Below are 19,416 nucleotides of genomic sequence, written 5' to 3'. Positions count from 1 at the left end.
ACTGTACCCATATGTCCGCCAGCCGAGAGGTGACCATGCCTGTTCACGCGTCCGGCCACATCGACCTCACCCGCCTGCAGGAAGTGCTCGACGGACCGTGGGTGGAGGTCCGCAACGCGCACCGGGACCAACTCGACGCGCGTTTCCTCCCGGTGTACGGCGAGACCGGTGACCAGGCCCGGGAGCGGATCACCCGACTGCTCCACGAGCTCCCCGTGGAGCTGGGCATCGCCTCGGCCTTCCCCACCGAGTACGGCGGCCGGGCCGACCCGGGCGGCTCGATCGTCGCCTGCGAGATGCTGGCCCAGGTCGACCTGTCGCTGATGGTCAAGGCAGGCGTGCAGTGGGGGTTGTTCGGGGGCGCCGTCTACGCCCTCGGCACGCGGCGGCACCACGACGCCTACCTGCGCGACATCGTCTCCGGCAGCACGTTCGGCTGCTTCGCGATGACCGAGACCGGCCACGGCTCCGACGTCCAGCAACTGCGCACCACCTGCGTGTACGACCCGCAGACGCAGACGTTCGACCTGCACACCCCGCACGAGGCGGCCCGCAAGGACTACATCGGCAACGCCGCCCGGGACGGGCGACTCGCGGTGGTGTTCGCGCAACTGATCTCCGGCGGGCGGCGGCACGGCGTGCACGCCTGGCTGGTGCCGATCCGCGACGAGCGGGGCGACCCGCTGCCCGGCGTGACCATCGGCGACGCCGGGCCCAAGGCCGGGCTGCTCGGCGTGGACAACGGACGGCTCAGCTTCGACCACGTGACGGTGCCCCGGGACATGCTGCTGGACCGGTACGGGCAGGTGGCCGAGGACGGGACGTACTCCAGCCCGATCGACAACGACTCACGGCGCTTCTTCACCATGCTCGGCACCCTGGTGCGGGGCCGGGTGAGCGTGGGCGGGGCCGCCGCGGCGGCCACCAAGTCGGCGCTGACCATCGCGGTGCGCTACGGCGACGTCCGCCGGCAGTTCCCCGCGCCCGACGCGGGCCGGGAGGTGCTGCTCAACGACTACCTGGCCCACCAGCGTAAGCTGCTGCCCGCCCTGGCCACCACGTACGCGCTGCACTTCGCCCAGGCCGAGCTGGTCAGCGCGTTGAGCGCGGCGCAGGGCGGTGACGAGCCGGTCGACGAGCACCGGCAGCGGGAGCTGGAGTCCCGGGCCGCCGGCCTCAAGGCCGCGCAGACCTGGCACGCCACCCGCACCATCCAGATGTGCCGTGAGGCGTGCGGCGGCGCCGGCTACCTGGCCGAGAACCGGCTGCCCGGTCTCAAGGCCGACACCGACGTCTTCACCACGTTCGAGGGCGACAACACGGTGTTGCTGCAACTGGTCGGCAAGGGGCTGCTCACCGGCTACCGGGACGAGTTCGGCTCGCTGGACGGCTGGGGGCGCGCCTCGTTCGTCGCCGAACAGGTCCGCGAGATGGTGCTGGAACGCACCGCCGCCCGGTCGCTCATCGAGCGGCTGGTCAGCGCCGTGCCCGGCCGGGACGACGAGGTCGCCGTCACCGACCGTGGCTGGCAGTTGACGCTGTTCGAGGACCGCGAGCGGCACCTGCTCGACGGCGTGGTGCGCCGGCTGCGCAACGGCGCGGCCAGGAAGAAGGACCGGCCCTTCGACATCTTCAACGACGTCCAGGACCACGTCCTCGCGGTCGCCGCCGCCCACGTCGACCGGGTCACCCTGGAGGCCTTCGTGGCGGGCGTCGAGGACACCGACGACCCGGCCGTACGGGCGCTGCTGTCCCGGGTGTGCGACCTGTACGCGCTCACCGTCATCGAGGCCCACAGGGGCTGGTTCCTGGAGCACGGCCGCCTCACCCCGGTCCGCTCGAAGACGATCACGGGTGTGGTCAACAGCCTGCTCAAGGAGCTGCGCCCGCAGATGCGGACGCTGGTGGACGGTTTCGCCATCCCGGAGCGGTGGCTGCACTGCGCCATCCTGGCCGAGGAGCCCGGCCGGCAGGAGACCATGGCCGCCCACGACGCGACCGGTGCGGACCTGCCGGCGGGATCCGTCTAGCTGATCGGCTTGCCGCCGGTCACGCCGAGCACCTCGCCGGTGATGAAGCTCGACTCCTGCGAGGCGAAGAAGACGTACGCGGGGGCCAGCTCGGCGGGCTGGCCGGCGCGGCCCATCGGAGTGTCCTCGCCGAACGACTCGACCTTCTCCTCCGGCATGGTGGCCGGGATCAGCGGGGTCCAGATCGGGCCGGGCGCCACCGCGTTCACCCGGATGCCCTGATCGGCCAGGTCGTCGGCGAGCGCCTTGGTGAAGTTGGCGATGCCCGCCTTCGTGGTGGCGTAGTCCAGGAGCTGCGGTGACGGCTGGTACGCCTGGATCGACGACGTGTTGATGATCGCCCCGCCGTCGGGCAGGTGCGGCACGGCCGCCTTGGACAACCAGAACATCGCGTACAGGTTGGTCTTGAGCACCCGGTCGAACTGCTCGCTGGTGATGCCGGCGATGCCCTTGTCCTGCGCCATCTGGTAGGCGGCGTTGTTCACCAGGATGTCGAGGCCACCGAGGTCGGACACCGCCCGGTCGACCAGCGACTGGCAGAACGCCTCGTCGGTGATGTCGCCCTTGACGGCGACGCCGCGCCGGCCGGCATCCTCGACCAGCCGCACCGTGTCGCGGGCGTCGGCGTCCTCCTCGTCACCCAGGTACGAGATGAGCACGTCCGCGCCCTCCCGGGCGTAGGCGATGGCCACCGCCCGGCCGATGCCGGAGTCACCGCCGGTGATCAGAGCGCGCTTGCCCTTCAGTCGGCCGCTGCCCCGGTACGACTTTTCGCCGTGGTCGGGCTTCGGACTCATCTGGGCCGTCGAGCCGGGCGGCGTCTGCTGCTGTTCGGGCTGCCCCTGCGGGTACTGGCCCTGCGGGTCCTGCTGGCTGTACTGGTCCTTGCTCACTATGGTGTCTCCTCGCGTGCCAGGGGCGACCTGTCCGGTTCTGTGCTACCCGGCGGCGTCACCGGGAAACGCCCGCGCCACGCACGACCGCCCACCCCGCGAGGCGGGGCTCGCCGTAGTCGGGACCGCCGGAGGATCGGCCCACAGCGCCGTACCGCCGATGTGGGGCCGTCCGCCAGGCGGGACGACCCCAGATCAGCGATACGGCGCGGCCAGGCTCGAAAGATCAGCTCCGATCGCCAGGGACGCCCACCAGACGATCTCGCGGCGTCCCCGGCCGGCGGTCACCATGAGCACCCGCCCGTCCGGCAGGGCGAAGACCCAAACCTGAGCACCTCGGCCGCCGATTCCGGGTCGTCGGCGTGGCCGCACGACGTGAAGACCTCGGGTACGGCTGGCGGCACGACCGTTTCCCGTCCGTCGTCCGTCGAGTCGGCTCTTGTACCCGCCCCGCCGCTGGCTGCGGTTCCGACGCCTGCTCAGACACCTCCAGGGGTTGCCTTCCAGCCTCCCCCGTACCGATCAGCTTCGCCCGGCTGCCGCCCCGGATCCGCCCTTTCTCGCAGATCTTGGACAGTTGCCGTCGTATTACGACGGCAACTGTCCAAGATCTGGAGTTCGGACCTGGGTGAGCCGGCCGGCGCAGGGTTCGTGGCGGCCGACGCGCAACAGACCGCGTCGACCGTCAGGCATCCCGGCGGCGCAGAGGACCCGTCGTCGTACGGCTTGGTCGTCCTCGGGGAGCCGGTGGTCTCGCCCGGGTCGCCCGGGGTAGGTCCGGGTCGTCTATCCCGGTCGGTCCCGGGGGTCGGTCGGTCCCGGGGGTCGGTCGGTCCCGGGGGTCGGTCGGTCCCGGGGGTCGGTCGGTCCCGGTCGGGGCCAGCGGGTGTCGCCCGAAGATACGGCACGGCGGACCGGCCTGGGTCGGTCGTCGGAGGCGTGCCCCAGATACGGGGCAGCTCGACAGCCTCCGAAAGCCAACATCCATCGGGGAGCCGGACACCGACCGCGAACCCCCCGCGACCGTTCCGCGCGGGACCACCTTGAGGCGTGGCTCGCTGACCGTCGGCCCCGCCTCCGGGAAGAAGCCGACTAACCGGCCGGACGACGGTATGCCCCTCGCCGTAACGCTGATGTCGGGGTGACCGCCCCGGCGAAGGGGCCCGTTTCAGGGATACGGCGAGAGCGGACGCGGGCGCGAGGGCGTGCTCAGCGGGCGCGAGCCGGGGTGCGCGGCACGGGCAGCCGGTCCAGCAGGGCCAGGGCGGCGCGCACCGGCGGTCGGGTGAGGGTCTGCTCGAAGGACGCCCGCCCCTGGCAGAACCGGACGAACATCCGCCACCCCGGCGGGCTCGCCAGCAGGGCGTGGAACACCTCCGGGCGGCGGGCGAACACCTCCAGCAACCGGTGACCGGCCCGCATCGGGGGCACCAGCTCGGCGTGCACCGCCCGCACGTACCCGTCCAGGTCGCCGGCAGCCACCGCCGCGCCGGCCAGGGCGCCGGAACGCAACGCGTAGCTGATCCCCTCCCGGCTCCACGGCTCCAGCAGACCGGCCGCGTCCCCGGCGACCAGCACCCGACCCCGGCGCAGCGGCGCGTCGTCGGCGCGGCAGCGGGTCAGGTGCCCGGAGTCGTGCGCCGGCTCCAGGCCCGACAGACCCAACCGGTCCAGGAAGTCCCGCAGGTAGGCGCGGGTCCGCTCGCCCTCACCGCGCGCCGCGATCACGCCGACGGTGAGCCGGTCGCCCTTGGGGAACACCCACGCGTACGAGCCGGGGATCGGCCCCCAGTCCAGCAGAACCCGGCCCCGCCAGCGGTCCTGCTCGACGGCCGGCACCGGCAGCTCCCACTCCAGCCCGAGATCGACCTGCCGGTACCCGACGCCGACGTGTCGGGCGGTCACCCCGGACGAGCCGTCCGCGCCGACCGCGTACCGGGCGGTGACGGTCTCGCCGTCGGCCAGCCGGACGCGTACCCCGTCGGGGTCCTGTTCGACGGCGCGCGCCGGGGCGCGTTCCCGCACCTGGGCCCCGGCGTCGGTCGCGGCCTGCCGCAGCGCCAGGTCGAACTCCTCCCGGCGGACCATGGTGACCAGCGGCGTGGGGTGCCGGCGGGTGAACTCGCGGCGGCCGTCGCGGGTGAAGGTGACCCGGTCGACCCGGTCGTGGGCCGGCACGTCGATCCGGCCGTCGACGGCGGCGAGCGAGGCGCCGACAAGACCCCCGCCGCAGGTCTTGTACCTGGGGTGCGCCGTCCGCTCCACGACGAGCGTCCGCGCGCCGGCACGGGCGGCGGCGTGCGCGGCGCTCAGGCCGGCCGGGCCGGCTCCGATGACGACACAGTCCCAGACGATCATGTCAGGCAGCCTAGTACCGCCCTGCCTGCCGCCCGGGTGAGCGCCGCGCGGTGGCGCCCGCGCCGGACCGCCCGGTCGAGGGAGCATCATCGCCACCGGGCGGGGTAACCGGCGCTGCGCGGACCGCCCGTCGGGGGCGGGCAGCCCGAAAGGGGGACGCCATGCGGCAGGTGCAGCTTTCGGACCTGGAGGAACGGGTCTATCAGGCGGTGTACGCCCTCGAGGCGCGGGGGCAGGTGCCGTACCCGGCGGTGATCGCGGAGGAGTCCGGGCTCACCGAAGACGAGATCGTCACGCCGTTGCGGCTGCTGTCGCAGAAGAACCTGCTGCACCGGGAGGACTCGCCGATGGCCGGGCTGGACTTCGGCCCCCGCTGGTGCGCCCGGCAGATGGCCTGACCGGCGGGGGCCAGCGGCGGCGCTGGCCGGCGCTGGCCGTCGGGCTGGTCGCCGCGTTCATGACCCTGCTCGACGTCAGCATCGTCAACGTGGCCGTGCCGTCGATCGAGCGGTCCCTGGACGCCACCCCCAGCGACCTGCAGTGGGTCCTGTCCGGGTACGCGCTGACGTTCGGGCTGGTGCTGGTGCCCGCCGGACGTCTCGGTGACACCCGGGGACGGCGCGACGCCTTCGTCGTCGGTATCGCCCTGTTCACCGCGACCAGCGCCGTGGCCGGCCTCGCCACGTCGGCCGGCTGGCTGATCGCCGCCCGGCTGGTCCAGGGCGCGGCGGCGGGACTGGTCAACCCGCAGGTGACCGGGCTGATCCAGCAACTGTTCCGGGGGCCGGAACGGGGTCGCCCGTTCGGGTTGCTCGGCGCGACCATCGGGATCTCCACGGCGATCGGCCCGCTGCTCGGCGGCCTGCTCATCGCGGTCGGTGGCCCCGAGCACGGCTGGCGGTGGGTGTTCTTCGTCAACGTGCCGGTCGGGGTCATGGCGGTCGTGCTCGGTTGGCGGCTGCTGCCGACCGTCCCCGAGGGTGGTCGCCGACCGCGCCGGCTGGACCCGGTCGGGGTGCTGCTGCTCGGCGCCGGGGTGGTGCTGCTGCTCCTGCCGCTGGTGCAGCGGGAACAGTGGCCGGGGCCGGCCAAGTGGGCGTTGGTCCCGGTCGGGCTGCTCGCGCTCGCCGCCTTCGGCTGGTGGGAACGGCGGTACGCCCGGCACGCCGAGCCACTGTTCGACCTGCGGCTGTTCCGGCTGCGGTCGTACGCCCTCGGCTCGCTGATCGCCCTGATCTACTTCGGCGGTTTCACCGCGTTGTTCTTCGTCTTCACCCTCTACCTGCAGATCGGGTTGGGCTACAGCGCGCTGGTCGCCGGTCTGGCGATCACCCCGTTCGCCCTGGGGTCGGCCGTCGCCTCGGCGGTGGGCGGCCGGATCGTCGACCGGTACGGCCGTCCGCTGGTCACCGTCGGGCTGGCCACGGTGGTCGTCGGGCTCGGCGCGGTGGTGCTGGCGCTGCGGGTCCTGCCGGACGCCCCGGCGCCTCTGGTCGCGGCCCTGCCGTTGCTGGTCGCCGGCATCGGCAGCGGCCTGGTGATCACACCCAACCAGACCCTCACCCTCGCCCAGGTGCCGGTGCCCGAGGCGGGCAGCGCCGCCGGGATGCTCCAGACCGGGCAGCGACTCGGCTCGGCGGCCGGCATCGCCGCCGTCGGCGCGCTGTTCTTCTCGTCGGTGTCGGCCGGTGGGGGCGACCAGTGGTCGGCGGCCTTCCGGCGCTCCCTGCTGCTCGCCGCCGGCATCATCGCGTTGGCGCTCGTCGCCGCCCTGCTCGACAGCCGACACCACCGGGGCACGCCGGCACACGTGGACGCCGCCGGACGCGACCCGGCGGCGTAACGCCGCAGGCACGACCCGGCCTGTAGTCACCGCCGGACGCGGCGCGGCGCCGTGGACGCCGCCGGACGCGACCCGGCGGCGTAGACGTCGCATCCGGGAACCGGCGGGGAAAACCAGACGAACGTTTCCGTCCGGGGGCAGCGCGGTCGCGGGGGTGATCGGTAGGACATAGACCATGACGAACACCATCGACCGTCGTACCCTGCTGCGCGTCGCCGGCGCCTCCACCAGCGGCGCCGTCCTGACCGCGGCCCTGACCAGCGTCTCCCCCGCCCGCGCGGCCGGCGGCGCGTTCCGGCACGGGGTCGCCTCCGGCGATCCGCTCCCCGACGGCGTCCTGCTGTGGACCCGGGTGACGCCCACCGACGACGCCCAGCCGGGTTCCGGCGTTGGCCCCGACACGCAGGTGTCCTGGCAGGTCGCCACCGATCCGGACTTCACGACGATCGTCGGGCAGGGCGTCACGCCGACCGGCCCGGCCCGCGACCACACCGTCAAGGTCGAGGTGGGCGGTCTCACGCCGGCCACCACCTACTGGTACCGCTTCGGGCTGGCCGGCACGTGGTCGCCGACCGGCCGGACGATGACCGCCCCGCCGGTGGACGCGACCATCGACCGGCTGCGGCTCGGCGTGGTCTCCTGCGCCAACTGGGAGGCCGGGCACTTCTCCGCGTACCGGCACCTGGCCGCCCGCGGTGACCTGCACCTCGTCGTGCACCTCGGGGACTACCTCTACGAGTACGGCACCGGAGAGTTCGACGCGGGCGGCACCGTGGTCCGTCCGGTGCGCCCGGCCCACGAGATCCTCACCCTCGCCGACTACCGGACCCGGCACGGCCTGTACAAGACCGACCCGGACCTGCAGGCGCTGCACGCCGCGCTGCCCTGGGTGATCACCTGGGACGACCACGAGGTCGCCAACGACCAGTGGTCCGGCGGGGCGCAGAACCACACCCCCGGTGTCGAGGGCGACTTCGCGGCCCGGTTGGCGGCGGCCCGGCAGGCGTACTTCGAGTGGATGCCGGTGCGGGCCGGGGCGAACGGGGCGATCCACCGGCGGCTGCGGTTCGGGCAGCTCGCGGAGCTGTCCATGCTGGACCTGCGCTCCTACCGGTCGGCGCAGGCGTCCGGCCCGGCCGTCGACGACCCGACCCGGACGATCACCGGGGACGCCCAACTGTCCTGGCTGAAGTCCGGGCTGGTCACGTCGACCGCACGGTGGAAGCTGGTCGGCAACCCGGTGATGATGGCCCGGCTCGACCTGGCCACCCTGCCGGCCTGGCTGCTCGGGCCGCTACGGGACCTGCTCGGCATCCCGCAGAACGGCGCGGTGCTCAACCCCGACCAGTGGGACGGGTACAACGCCGACCGCAACGAGCTGGTCGACCACCTGCGGGCACACCGTACCCGGGACGTGGTGTTCCTCACCGGCGACATCCACTGCTCGTGGGCCAACGAGGTCACCACCCGGTCGACGCTGCTCACCGGACCGGCTGCCGTCGAGTTCGTCGTGCCGTCGGTGACCAGCGACAACATCGACGACTTCCTGGGCCTGCCGCCGGGCAACTCGCTGAGCGCGCTGGGCGCGTCGTTGATCCGTACGACCAACCCGCACGTGCGCTGGACGGAGCTGGACGGGCACGGCTACGGCGTGCTGGAGGTGACCCCGCAGCAGTGCCGGATGGACTGGTACCACCTGGCCGACCGGACCAGCGCCACCAGCGGCAGCTCGTGGGTGGCGGGCTGGTCGGTGGCGGCCGGCTCGGCGCGGCTGCGCCCGGAGTCCGGCCCGCTGACCTGAGCGCCGCCCCGCTCCCCCACGCCGGTCGTCCCGGGCCGGTCGACGACCGGCGGCGCGGAAACGGCGCCGCCCGCCGGCGGGACCGCTGCCGGCCCGGGTGACGACCGCTATTGTGGGACGCCGTGCCTGCTCCGGGGAGTACGGGGTCGCGCCGTCGTCGGCGAACCCCGCGGACCGCAGCGGGCACGGGCAGCCGGCGGGGTCGCAGCGGGCAGGTGGCCGTCGGCGGCTTGGGCAACCGTGGGACCGGACGTCCCGGGGCGCGGTCGCCCAAGCGGTACCGGAACGTGGGACGGGCGAGGCGGTGGAACATCCGGCATGACGATGTCGAGTCACCAGGTCGGCACGCTGACGCACGAGGGCCTGCTCTACCGGGGGCGGGCCGACCTGCTGGCCGGGACGGTCCCCTTCGTCGAGGCCGGGCTGGCCGGCGGTGAGCCGATCCTGGTGGCGATGCCCGGCCCGCACCTCGACCTGCTCCGCGTCGCGTTGCGCCACACCGGCGACGCCGTCGACTTCGTCGACCTGGCCGAGGCCGGCCGCAACCCGGGCCGGATCATCCCGTACGTGTTCCAGGCGTTCGTCGACAGGCATCCGGGGCGGCGGGTGCGGATCGTCAGCGAGGCGATCTGGCCGGGCCGCGCCGCGCCCGAGTATCCGGCCTGCGCCCAGCACGAGGCGCTGGTCAACTCGGCGCTGCGCCACCGGCCCGCCCACATCCTGTGCCCGTACGACCGCGTGGGGCTGGACGCGCCGGCGCTCGTCGACGCCCGGGCCGCCCATCCGGTCCTCGTCGGCCCCGCCGGCCGGCGGCCCAGCGCCCACTACGACCCCGACGGCGTGGTCGCCCGGCACAACCGGCCGCTGCCCGAGCCGACCACGCCGGTCACCGCGCTGCGCTACGACCTCGCCACCCTCTCCGGGGTGCGTCGTCTCGTCACCCGGCACGCGGCGGCGGTCGGCCTGGACGAGGAACGGCAGGCCGACCTGCAGATCGCGGTGACCGAGCTGGCCGCCAACAGCGTGGCGCACGCCGGCGGCAGCGGTGACCTGCGGATCTGGCGGACCGGGGAGCATCTGGTCTGTGAGCTGGCCGACGACGGTCACCTGGTCGACCCGCTCGCGGGACGGCTGACCCCGGCCGCCGACGACGTCGGCGGCCGGGGTCTGGTGATCGTCCATGCGCTCTGCGACCTGGTGCTGCTGCACACCACCGACGCCGGCACGACCGTCCGCCTGCACATGCGCCTCACCGGCCCGCCGCTGCCGGTCCGGTGACCGCCGCTCAGTGGCCGCGGGCCAGCCACTCCGGCAGGTGCGGGGCCTCCGCGCCGATGGTGGTGCTGTCGCCGTGGCCGGTGTGCGCCACCGTCTCCGGCGGCAGGGTCAGCAGCCGCTCCCGGATCGAGGTGACGATCGTGGCGAAGTCGCTGAACGACCGGCCGGTCGCGCCCGGCCCGCCGGCGAACAGGGTGTCGCCGGTGAACACCACCCCGAGCCGCGGGGCGTGGAAGCTGCACGCGCCGGGGCTGTGACCGGGGGTGTGCAGCACCCGCAGGGCGACCCCGGCGACCTCGACGGTGTCGCCGTCGCCCAGCTCGCCCCCGGGCGGCACGTGCGGATGGACCATGTCCCACAGCACCCGGTCGGCGGGGTGCAGCAGCACCGGCGCGCCGGTGGCCCGGCTCAGCTCCGGCGCGACCCGGACGTGGTCGTCGTGCGCGTGCGTGGCCAGGATCGCCCGGACCTGGCGACCTGCCACCGCCGCGAGGATCGTCGGGACGTCGTGCGGGGCGTCGACGACGACGCACTCGGTGTCGTCGCCGACGATCCAGACGTTGTTGTCGACGTCGAATGTCTGCCCGTCGAGGGAGAAGACGCCGCTGGTGACGGCGTGGTCGACGCGGGCCGCCATCAGAGGACCACCACCGAGCGGAGCACGTCACCGGCGTGCATCCGGGCGAACGCCGCCTCGACCTGGTCCAGGCCGATCTCCTCGGTCACGAAGGCGTCGAGGTCGAGCCGGCCCTGCAGGTACAGCTCGGTCAGCAGCGGGAAGTCGCGGCTGGGCAGGCAGTCGCCGTACCAGCTCGATCTGAGCGCGCCACCGCGACCGAAGACGTCCAGCAACGGCAGGTCGACGGTCATCTCCGGGGTGGGCACCCCGACCAGCACCACTGTGCCGGCCAGGTCGCGGGCGTAGAACGCCTGCTTCCAGGTCTCCGGGCGGCCGACCGCGTCGATGACCACGTCCGCCCCGAAGCCGCCGGTGGCGGCGCGGATCGCCTCGACCGGGTCCTCGGCGGAGGCGTCGACGGTGTGCGTCGCGCCGAACCTGCGGGCCCAGTCGAGTTTGCGGGCGTCCCGGTCCACGGCGACGACCGTGGTCGCGCCGGCCAGCGTCGCGCCGGCGATCGCGGCGTCTCCGACGCCGCCGCAGCCGATCACCGCGACCGAGTCGCCCCGGGTGACCCCGCCGGTGTTCATCGCCGCGCCGAGCCCGGCCATCACCCCGCAGCCGAGCAGGCCCACGGCGGCGGGCCGGGCCGCCGGGTCGACCTTCGTGCACTGCCCGGCGTGCACCAGCGTCTTCTCGGCGAACGCGCCGATGCCCAGGGCCGGGGCCAGCTCGACGCCGTCGGTGAGGGTCATCCGTTGGGCGGCGTTGTGGGTGGCGAAGCAGTGCCACGGCCGGCCCCGCCGGCAGGCCCGGCAGTCGCCGCAGACGGCCCGCCAGTTGAGCACCACGAAGTCACCCGGGGCGACCCCGGTGACCCCGTCGCCGACCTGCTCGACGATGCCGGCGGCCTCGTGGCCGAGCAGGAACGGGTAGTCGTCGTTGATGCCGCCCTCGCGGTAGTGCAGGTCGGTGTGGCACACCCCGCAGGACTGGACGCGGACGATGGCCTCGCCCGGCCCCGGGTCGGGCAGCACGATGGTGGTGACCTCGACCGGGGCGCCCCTGCGCCGCGAGATCACTCCCCGGACCTCCTGGCTCACGCTCTCCTCCTCGCTGCCCGCCGCCGCGCCGGACGCGCCGATCACCTGGCAACCTACCCCCGGTTCTCCGGTCGCGCCCACCGCGGCGCGGTCGGGAGGAAAGGTGAGGAATCCACCGGTGTGCCGAGCCGCGACGGCCGGCTTGGTGCGCCAGAATCCACGGATGCTCCACCGCCGCTGGCTGTTCGCCGACCAACTCGGGCCGCACTTCCTCGATGACGCCCACCAGCCGGTGCTGCTGGTCGAGGCCCGGGCGGTGTTCCGGGCCCGGCCGATGCACCGGCAGAAGGCGCACCTGATCCTGTCCGCGTTGCGGCACCGGGCGGCCGAGCTGGGCGGGCGGGCGCTGCTGCTGCGGACCGAGACGTTCCGGGAGGCGCTGCGCCAGGTGGAAGGCCCGGTCGAGGTCCGGCACCCGTCGTCCCGTGCGGCGCTGCGGTTCGTCCGCTCGGTCGACGGGCTGCGGGTGCTGCCGCCGCGGGGGTTCGTCACCCGGTTCGAGGACTTCGCCGAATGGGCCGACGGCAACCGGCGCGCCCCGCTGCGGGTCGACGACTTCTACCGGTTCGCCCGGGCCCGGCACGGCGTGCTGACCGACCGGGCCCGGCCGGTCCGGCCCCGACGGGCTCGCCGGCTCACCGACGACGGCCTCGCGCCGCCCCCGCCGGTCGAGGAGGACGAGATCGACGCCGGGGTCCGCCGGGATCTGGACCGGTGGGCCGCCGAAGGCGTCCGGTTCGTCGGCCGGGACGGGCCCCGCGCGTACCCGGTGACGCACGCCGAGGCCGCCGCCCGGCTGCGGCACTTCCTGACCCACCGGCTGCCGGCGTACGGACGGCGGCACGGCGTGCTGCGCGCCGGTGACCCGACCCTGGCGCACAGCCTGCTGTCGTCGTCGTTCAACCTGGGCCTGCTCGACCCCGGGGAGGCGATCGGGGCGGCCGAGCAGGAGTACCTGTCCGGGCGGGCCCCGAGGTCGGCGGTGGACGCCTTCCTCCGGCAGCTTCTCGGCTGGCGGGAGTTCCTCTGGCAGCTCTACTGGTACCTCGACCCGGACTACCGGGGACGCGACTGGCTCCCACTGACCGGGTCCGTCCCGGCCTGGTTCCGTGACCTGGACGCCGACGCGGTGCGGGCCCGCTGCCTGTCCGAGGCGTTACGCGCCGTCCGGGACACCGGATGGGCGCACCAGACGCAGCGGCTGCTGGTGCTCGGCAACCACGCGTTGCAGCGGGGGTGGCGGTCGAGCGAGGTGGCGGCGTGGTTCCGGGACAGCTTCGTCGACGGCACGGACTGGGTGATGAACGCGACGGTGGTGGGCATGAGCCAGTACGCCGACCTGGCCCGGATCGACACCCGCCCGTACGTGGTGGACGGCGGGCACCTGGACCGGATCGGTGACCACTGCGGTGGCTGCGCGTACCGGCCGGAGCAGACGCTGGGCGCGACGGCCTGCCCGTACACCGGGGGTTTCGCGGCGTTCCTGCACCGCCACCACGCCCGGCTGGCCGATGATCCCCGGCTGGCCGGCGAACTGGCCCGGCAGGTCGACCCGCGGCGCCGGGACGCGGTGCTGCGGCAGGAGGAGCGGCGTGGCAGCGCGGCCCCCTGAGAGCCACGGCGGGCCATCCACGCCCGTTTCGGCGGCGTGGGGGCGTCCTGGCGTCGGGACGCCGCGACATCACGGAGATGGCGGCTCGGGCGGACGACCCGGGACGCCCGGCCCGGAGAAGACCACCGCGTCGTCGACGGGGCCGTGCCGCAGCAGCCACCGGTCCCGCAGGTAGTTCTGGTGCAGCCGCCAGGGCGGGACCGGACCCTGCCTGGGCAGGGCGTCCACGCTGCGCCGCACGTACCCGGAGGTGAGGTCGATGATCGGTCGCAGGTCGGTGGTGTCCGGGGCCAGCGGGGTGCAGGCCCGGTGGCCGTGCCGGTCCATGTGCCGCAGCAGCCGGCAGACGTAACCCGCGACGAGATCGGCCTTCAGCGTCCAGGAGGCGTTGGTGTAGCCGAGGGTGAGGGCCAGATTCGGCACGCCGGAGAGCATCATGCCCTTGTAGGCGACGGTGCCGGCCGGGTCGACCGGCTCGCCGTCCACGGTCAGCGTCAGGCCGCCGAGCGCGAGCAGGTTCAGGCCGGTGGCGGTGACCAGCACGTCCGCCGGCAGCTCCGACCCGGAGGTGAGGCGTACGCCGGTCTCGGTGACGGTCTCGACGGTGTCGGTGACCACCGAGGCGCGTCCGGCGTGGACGGCCGTGAACAGGTCCCCGTCGGGAACGACGCAGAGCCGCTGGTCCCACGGGTCGTAGCGGGGGGAGAAGTGCCTGTCGACGTCGAACCCGGCGGGCAGCCGGCGGCGGACCCCCCGGCGCAGCGCCGACCGGGCCAACCGGGGGGCGCGCCGGCTGGCCCGGTAGGTCAGGGTGGACAGCAGCACGTTCCTGGCGCGCACCAGCGGGTACGCCAGCCGGCCCGGCAGCCGGCGGCGCAGCGCGTCGGCGAGGGCGTCCCGCGACGGCAGCGCGAGCAGGTAGCCGGGTGAGCGTTGCAGCATGGTCACGTGGGCGGCCCGTTCGGCCAGCGCCGGGACGAGGGTGACCGCGGTGGCGCCGCTGCCGAGCACCACCACCCGGGCCCCGGCGTGGTCCAGGTCAGCCGGCCAGCGCTGAGGGTGCACGATCCGCCCGGCGAAGCGTCCGAGGCCGGGCAGGTCCGGGGTGTAACCCTCGTCGTAGCGGTAGTAGCCGGCGCAGACGTAGAGGAAACCGCAGGTCAGCGTCACCGTCTCGGTGGTGTCGGCGCGCTGGGCGTGGACCGTCCAGCGCGCGTCGGCGCTGGACCACTCGGCGGCCAGCACCCGGTGCCGGAAGCGGATCCGCTCGTCGACGCGGTACTCGCGGGCGGTGTCGCGGACGTAGCGGCGGATCGACGCGCCGTCGGCGATCGCCCTCGGGTCCGCCCACGGACGGAAGGAGTACCCGAGGGTGAACATGTCCGAGTCGGAGCGGACGCCCGGGTAGCGGAACAGGTCCCAGGTGCCGCCGATGGCGTCCCGGGCCTCCAGGATGGTGAAGGTCTTGTCCGGGCAGCTCCGTCGCAGGTGGCAGGCGGCGCCGACGCCGGACAGACCGGCCCCGACGATGAGCACGTCGACGTGGTCCACGGTCACGGCCTCCTCGCTCCCCCCGTGCCACCCACTGTCGCACCTCAGGCGGTCTCGCCGGGGGCCAGGTACCGGTAGCGGGGGCCGAGGGTTTCGGTGAACCAGCCGTCGACGCTGGCCAGCCCACGCTCGTTGAGCTGCGCGTCGTGGATCGGGTGCACCCGGTCCGCGGTCACCGTGGCCGCGAAGTCGATCGCCTCGGTCAGTTTCAGCCAGGACGCCTGAGCGGGTACGAGCAGGGTCTCCACCGGCCGGTCGGGCGGGGTCAGCGAGTCGCCCGGGTGGTAGAGCCGGTCCGCGACGAGGTAACCGAGGTTGGCGCAGTCGGGCTGCCCGCCGTGGATGGTGGCGTGCCGGCCACCGAGGGCGGTGACCGGGATCCCGGCGGCGGTGAACCGCTCGCCGGGACGCGCCCGGACCACCGGCAGCGGGGCGAGGTCACCCAGCCGGGCGTCGTACGGCACGTACACCGGCACGCCGAGCCCGGCCAGCCGGAGCACGTCGACGTGGTCGGTGTGCTCGTGGGTGACCAGGACGGCGTCCGCGCCGGCCAGAGCCCGGGGCTCGCTCCAGGTGCCCGGGTCGATGACGAGGACCCGCCCGTCGAGCTCCAGGCGGACGCAGGCGTGGGTGAACTTGGTGACCTTCACCCCGGACACCCTACGACCGCGGGTCAGCCCTTGACGGCGCCGATGAGGACGCCCTTGATGAAGTGCCGTTGGATGAACGGGTACACGGCGACGATCGGGGCGACGGTGAGGACGACCACCGCCATCTTGATCGACTCGGTGGGCGGCAGGGTCGCCCCGCTCGCGCCGGAGGTGTGCGGCGCCTGCCCGGCCAGCAGGTAGCTCTGCAGCACCCGCTGGATCGGATACATGTCGTTGCGGTCCATGAACAGCAGCGCGTCGAACCACACGTTCCAGTAGCTGACCGCGTAGAACAGCCCGACGACCGCGACGACCGCCCGGGATACCGGCAGGACGATCCGCAGCAGGGTACGGAGGTCGCTGGCCCCGTCGATGCGGGCGCTGTCGAGCAGCTCCTGCGGGATGCCCTGGAAGAAGCCGCGTACGACGACCAGGTTGAACACGCTGATCGCGGGCGGCAGGATCAGCGCCCAGATGGTGTCCTTGAGGCCCAGGCCGGTCACCACGAGGTACTTCGGCACCAGCGGCGGGTAGATCAGGAACGGGATCAGGAAGTAGGCGAGCAGCCAACGGTAGCCGAGCGAGCCGGGCCGGGACAGGCCGTACGCGGCCAGCACGGTCACGGTCAGCGCCACGGCGGTGCCGATCACGGTGACCAGGGTGCTGATCCACAGCGCCCGGGTGACCGCCCCGCCGGCCAGGATGGTCTCGTAGGCGGCGGTGTCGATGCCCCGGGGGACGACGACCATGCCGCCGGCGGCGGCGATGGTCTCCCGCGAGGACAGGCTGGTGACCAGGATGACCCAGAGCGGGAACAGCACGCCGAGGACGAGCAGGGAGAGGACGACGGCCTTGGCGGCCTGGCCGACCGGGGTCGGTTTCTCCTCCCACGCCGGGCGGCGGTTGGCGGCCCGGGGGCGCTTGCGGACGGTGGTCGCGGTCATGACCTTGAGTAGATCCCTCGTTCGCCGAGCTTGTGTGCGATCTTGTTGGCGGCCAGGATCAGGACGAGCCCGACGGCGGCCTTGAACAGGCCGGCGGCGGCGCCGTAGCCGTAGTTCCCGGTGGCGATGGAGAAGTGGTAGACGAAGGTGTCGAGCACCTCGCTGGCCTGCCGCCCCACCGCGTCACGTTGCAGCAGGAACTGCTCGAAGCCGACCGACAGCGCGTCGCCGAGCCGCAGGATGAGCAGCAGCACGATCACCGGGCGCAGGCCGGGCAGCGTGACGTGCCACATCCGCCGCCACCGTCCGGCGCCGTCGGAGGCGGCCGCCTCGTAGAGGTTCTGGTCGATGGTGGACAGCGCGGCGAGGAAGACGATGGTGCCCCAGCCGACGTCCTTCCAGACCGCCTCGGCGGTGACCAGGATGATGAACGTGTCCGGGTTGGTCATGATGTTCCACGGTTCCATCCCGGCCTCGCGCATGGTCTGAGACAGCAGGCCCGCGCCGCCGAGCATCGCCACGAAGAAGCTGACCACCAGCACCCAACTGAAGAAGTGCGGCAGGTAGACGACGGTCTGGACGAAGCCGCGCAGCCGGCTGGAGAGCAGGTTGTGCAGCATGATCGCCAGGAAGATCGGCAACGGGAAGAAGAACACCAACTGGAACGCGGTGATCGCCAGGGTGTTGCGGAACGCGTCCCAGAACGCCGGGTCCTCGAAGAGGAGCTGGAACTGACCGAAGCCGATCCAGTTGCTCTGGACGAACGCGTCGAGCGGGTTGTCGCCGACGTACGGGTTGTAGTCCTGGAAGGCGATGACGTTGCCGAGGATCGGCACGTAGCTGAAGACGAGCAGGACCAGGAAGCCGGGCGTCACCATGGCCAGCAGTTGCCAGTCGCGGCGCAGCCGGCTGCCCAGGGACGGCCGGCGGCGGCCGGTCTCCCGACCGGCCGCCGGGGACGGGGGCCCGTCGGGCCGGGTCGTCGACCCGGCCGCGACGGTCGTTTCCGGTGCGGTCATCGCCCAGCCTTGGCCAGGGCGTCGGCGAGCAGCTTCCTCGCCTCCTCTCCCCCGCTGGACTTCCACTCGCTCACGATCGCGTCGACGTCGGACATCGGCCGACGGCCGCGCAGCACGTCGGTGAACTTGTCCTCGGTGGGCACGGTGTTGGCCTTGTACGAGTCGGGCATCTCGATCTTCAGCCCGTCCCAGGGGTCCTTCTCCAGGTACTTGACCATCTCGTTGGAGTAGTTTAGGACGTCCCGCACGTAGTTGGGGGTGTCCGGGAAGGGGCCGATGGTGGGGTTGCGACCGCTGATGAAGTAGTACTGGTTGGCGATCTCCTTGAACGCCAGGTCGGTCTTGACCGGCCCGTTCGGCGTCCGGGTGTGGTGCCTGCCCTCCACCCCGTAGTCCCGCAGCTGCGCCTCGCTCGTGCCCAGCGGGGCGGAGCACCAGTTCATGATGCGCAGCAGCTCCTCGACCCGGTCCTTGCCGACGCCCTTCTTGACGAAGGTGAACGAGGTGGGCTCGTCGTCGCCCCAGACCAGCGGGTCGCCCCCGGTCGCGGAGAACACCGGGACGGGCTGGATGTTCAGCTTGGCGTTGACCTTCTGGTGCTCGGCCTGCGCGCCCTGCCAGAAGCCGACGCCGTTTCGGCTGAACACGATCGCGCCGCTCTTGGCGAACAACTGGGCGGCGTCCTCGCCCCTGCTGGCCACCACGTCCGGGTGGACCAGACCGTCCTGGTAGATCTTGGCCATGACCTCCAGCGCCGCGCGGTACTCCGGGGTCTCGTACTTGAACTCCGGCGTGCCGTCGGAGGTCAACCGCCAGCCCTGCTTCGAGGAGGGCACCTTGTGGTACATCTGGATCATCTCGAAGACGTTGTCGAACGCCCACACCTTCCGGGCCGGGTCGGTGACCTGCCTGGCGATGGTGAGCAGCTCGTCGAGCGAGGTGGGCACGGCCAGGCCCCGGGCGTCGAGCAGGTCCTTGCGGGTGAACAACGCCCACGGGAACGGCCCGTCGGTCGGGTTGGGCACCGCCGCCAGGCGTCCGTTCCAGATCGCGTTGCGCCACGCGCCGGTGGGGAACGAGGCCAGCATCGGGTAGGCGGCCGCCGCGTCGCCCTTGAGGTGTTCGGTGAGGTCCTCGAAGAGCACCCCGATCGCCTCGGCGAACCGCGGGATCTTCGGCACCTCCCAGCTCGGCACGCACAGCAGCTCGGGGACGTCCCGCGCGCCGAACATGGCGTTGAGCTTGTCGGCGTAGGTGATGCCGTCCTGGATGGTGAAGCTGACCGGGGTGCCGAGCTCGGCGTTGACCGCCTGCAGGTAGGCGCTCTGGGCGACGCCGGGCGGGGCCGGGCCCCAGGCCGGCGTCATCGCGGTGACCTGCTTGCCGCTGGTGCCGGGCTTCTCGGTGATCGCGTCGACGAGCGTGCCGGGGTAGCTGGTGTAGCCGTCGGGCACCGGCCGGACGCCGGTGATGTCCGGCTTGACGCCGTTGGCCAGCTCCTTGTGCGTGGGCACGATGTCGGCGAAGGCGTCCAGGTTCTCCGCCCCGCCGGAGCGGGACGGTTTCTCGCTGCACCCGGCGAGCGCGGGACCACCGGCGACCGTGGCCGCGCCCAGCCCCACCAGGCCGAGGAAGGAACGACGCGAGGGTTTCGCGCCGGGGTTCTGAAGGGTCATCGTTCTCCCTATGGAGAAGGGCCGAGTCGAGAGGTCGCC

The 19,416-nt window shown here is 73.1% G+C and carries 15 protein-coding genes; 6 read left to right on the top strand and 9 right to left on the bottom strand.

What is annotated here, in order from left to right:
- Nucleotides 1–35 precede the first annotated feature (35 nt).
- On the top strand, nucleotides 36–2,030 hold the full coding sequence (locus tag O7606_RS05095) for an acyl-CoA dehydrogenase (protein ID WP_281597870.1): 1,995 nt from the start codon (nucleotides 36–38) through the stop codon (nucleotides 2,028–2,030).
- Here the strand turns inward: O7606_RS05095 and O7606_RS05090 are convergent.
- Nucleotides 2,027–2,923 (bottom strand): glucose 1-dehydrogenase, encoded by an 897-nt coding sequence (locus tag O7606_RS05090; protein WP_281597869.1) that lies wholly within the window; start codon nucleotides 2,921–2,923, stop codon nucleotides 2,027–2,029. The genes O7606_RS05095 and O7606_RS05090 overlap by 4 nt on opposite strands.
- Nucleotides 2,924–4,132: 1,209 nt before the next feature.
- The gene (locus O7606_RS05085) at nucleotides 4,133–5,281 is read right to left on the bottom strand and encodes a geranylgeranyl reductase family protein (RefSeq protein WP_281597868.1); all 1,149 of its coding nucleotides are present in this window, start codon (nucleotides 5,279–5,281) and stop codon (nucleotides 4,133–4,135) included.
- Nucleotides 5,282–5,442: 161 nt separating this feature from the next.
- Between O7606_RS05085 and O7606_RS05080 the strand changes: the two genes are divergently transcribed.
- From O7606_RS05080 to O7606_RS05065, 4 genes are all read left to right on the top strand, one after another.
- A complete protein-coding gene (locus O7606_RS05080; RefSeq protein WP_281597867.1) occupies nucleotides 5,443–5,679 on the top strand; it encodes a hypothetical protein in 237 nt (78 codons plus the stop codon).
- Entirely contained in the window at nucleotides 5,655–7,124 is a 1,470-nt protein-coding gene (locus O7606_RS05075; RefSeq protein ID WP_281599490.1) for an MFS transporter, read from the top strand. Before O7606_RS05080 ends, O7606_RS05075 begins: the two co-directional genes overlap by 25 nt.
- 175 nt (nucleotides 7,125–7,299) lie before the next feature.
- Nucleotides 7,300–8,925, top strand: coding sequence for an alkaline phosphatase D family protein (locus O7606_RS05070; RefSeq protein WP_281597866.1), 1,626 nt, complete (start codon nucleotides 7,300–7,302; stop codon nucleotides 8,923–8,925).
- 318 nt (nucleotides 8,926–9,243) lie between these two features.
- The gene (locus O7606_RS05065; protein ID WP_281597865.1) at nucleotides 9,244–10,203 is read left to right on the top strand and encodes a sensor histidine kinase; all 960 of its coding nucleotides are present in this window, start codon (nucleotides 9,244–9,246) and stop codon (nucleotides 10,201–10,203) included.
- A 7-nt stretch (nucleotides 10,204–10,210) separates the two neighbouring features.
- On the opposite strand, the gene O7606_RS05060 is transcribed toward O7606_RS05065, so the two are convergent.
- The gene (locus O7606_RS05060) at nucleotides 10,211–10,840 is read right to left on the bottom strand and encodes an MBL fold metallo-hydrolase (protein ID WP_281597864.1); all 630 of its coding nucleotides are present in this window, start codon (nucleotides 10,838–10,840) and stop codon (nucleotides 10,211–10,213) included.
- Nucleotides 10,840–11,925, bottom strand: coding sequence for an S-(hydroxymethyl)mycothiol dehydrogenase (locus tag O7606_RS05055; RefSeq protein ID WP_281599488.1), 1,086 nt, complete (start codon nucleotides 11,923–11,925; stop codon nucleotides 10,840–10,842). Before O7606_RS05055 ends, O7606_RS05060 begins: the two co-directional genes overlap by 1 nt.
- Nucleotides 11,926–12,088: 163 nt before the next feature.
- Here O7606_RS05055 and O7606_RS05050 point away from each other — a divergent pair, with 163 nt between their 5' ends.
- Entirely contained in the window at nucleotides 12,089–13,537 is a 1,449-nt protein-coding gene (locus O7606_RS05050) for a cryptochrome/photolyase family protein (protein ID WP_281597863.1), read from the top strand.
- 69 nt (nucleotides 13,538–13,606) lie between these two features.
- Here O7606_RS05050 and O7606_RS05045 read toward each other — a convergent pair whose 3' ends face one another.
- From O7606_RS05045 to O7606_RS05025, 5 genes are read right to left on the bottom strand one after another with little or no spacing between them, the layout of a single operon-like run.
- Nucleotides 13,607–15,094, bottom strand: coding sequence for an NAD(P)/FAD-dependent oxidoreductase (locus tag O7606_RS05045; protein ID WP_281597861.1), 1,488 nt, complete (start codon nucleotides 15,092–15,094; stop codon nucleotides 13,607–13,609).
- 38 nt (nucleotides 15,095–15,132) lie between these two features.
- The gene (locus tag O7606_RS05040) at nucleotides 15,133–15,738 is read right to left on the bottom strand and encodes an MBL fold metallo-hydrolase (RefSeq protein ID WP_281597860.1); all 606 of its coding nucleotides are present in this window, start codon (nucleotides 15,736–15,738) and stop codon (nucleotides 15,133–15,135) included.
- 23 nt (nucleotides 15,739–15,761) lie between these two features.
- On the bottom strand, nucleotides 15,762–16,682 hold the full coding sequence (locus O7606_RS05035; protein WP_281597859.1) for a carbohydrate ABC transporter permease: 921 nt from the start codon (nucleotides 16,680–16,682) through the stop codon (nucleotides 15,762–15,764).
- The gene (locus O7606_RS05030) at nucleotides 16,679–17,701 is read right to left on the bottom strand and encodes an ABC transporter permease subunit (RefSeq protein WP_281597858.1); all 1,023 of its coding nucleotides are present in this window, start codon (nucleotides 17,699–17,701) and stop codon (nucleotides 16,679–16,681) included. The genes O7606_RS05035 and O7606_RS05030 overlap by 4 nt, the downstream gene beginning before the upstream one ends.
- A complete protein-coding gene (locus O7606_RS05025; RefSeq protein ID WP_281597857.1) occupies nucleotides 17,698–19,377 on the bottom strand; it encodes an extracellular solute-binding protein in 1,680 nt (559 codons plus the stop codon). Before O7606_RS05025 ends, O7606_RS05030 begins: the two co-directional genes overlap by 4 nt.
- Nucleotides 19,378–19,416: the final 39 nt, after the last annotated feature.

Source organism: Micromonospora sp. WMMD882 (genome assembly GCF_027497255.1).
Taxonomy (GTDB): domain Bacteria; phylum Actinomycetota; class Actinomycetes; order Mycobacteriales; family Micromonosporaceae; genus Micromonospora.
Note: the sequence above shows the minus strand (reverse complement) of the source record. Positions and strands in the feature narration are given on the sequence as shown.

What these genes read in the sequence shown, in the direction of transcription:
- O7606_RS05095 (WP_281597870.1), top strand. Translation starts at nt 36, where the DNA reads ATGCCTGTTCACGCGTCCGGCCACATCGACCTCACCCGCCTGCAGGAA.
- O7606_RS05085 (WP_281597868.1), bottom strand. Translation starts at nt 5,281, where the DNA reads ATGATCGTCTGGGACTGTGTCGTCATCGGAGCCGGCCCGGCCGGCCTG.
- O7606_RS05080 (WP_281597867.1), top strand. Translation starts at nt 5,443, where the DNA reads ATGCGGCAGGTGCAGCTTTCGGACCTGGAGGAACGGGTCTATCAGGCG.
- O7606_RS05070 (WP_281597866.1), top strand. Translation starts at nt 7,300, where the DNA reads ATGACGAACACCATCGACCGTCGTACCCTGCTGCGCGTCGCCGGCGCC.
- O7606_RS05065 (WP_281597865.1), top strand. Translation starts at nt 9,244, where the DNA reads ATGACGATGTCGAGTCACCAGGTCGGCACGCTGACGCACGAGGGCCTG.
- O7606_RS05060 (WP_281597864.1), bottom strand. Translation starts at nt 10,840, where the DNA reads ATGGCGGCCCGCGTCGACCACGCCGTCACCAGCGGCGTCTTCTCCCTC.
- O7606_RS05050 (WP_281597863.1), top strand. Translation starts at nt 12,089, where the DNA reads ATGCTCCACCGCCGCTGGCTGTTCGCCGACCAACTCGGGCCGCACTTC.
- O7606_RS05035 (WP_281597859.1), bottom strand. Translation starts at nt 16,682, where the DNA reads ATGACCGCGACCACCGTCCGCAAGCGCCCCCGGGCCGCCAACCGCCGC.
- O7606_RS05030 (WP_281597858.1), bottom strand. Translation starts at nt 17,701, where the DNA reads ATGACCGCACCGGAAACGACCGTCGCGGCCGGGTCGACGACCCGGCCC.
- O7606_RS05025 (WP_281597857.1), bottom strand. Translation starts at nt 19,377, where the DNA reads ATGACCCTTCAGAACCCCGGCGCGAAACCCTCGCGTCGTTCCTTCCTC.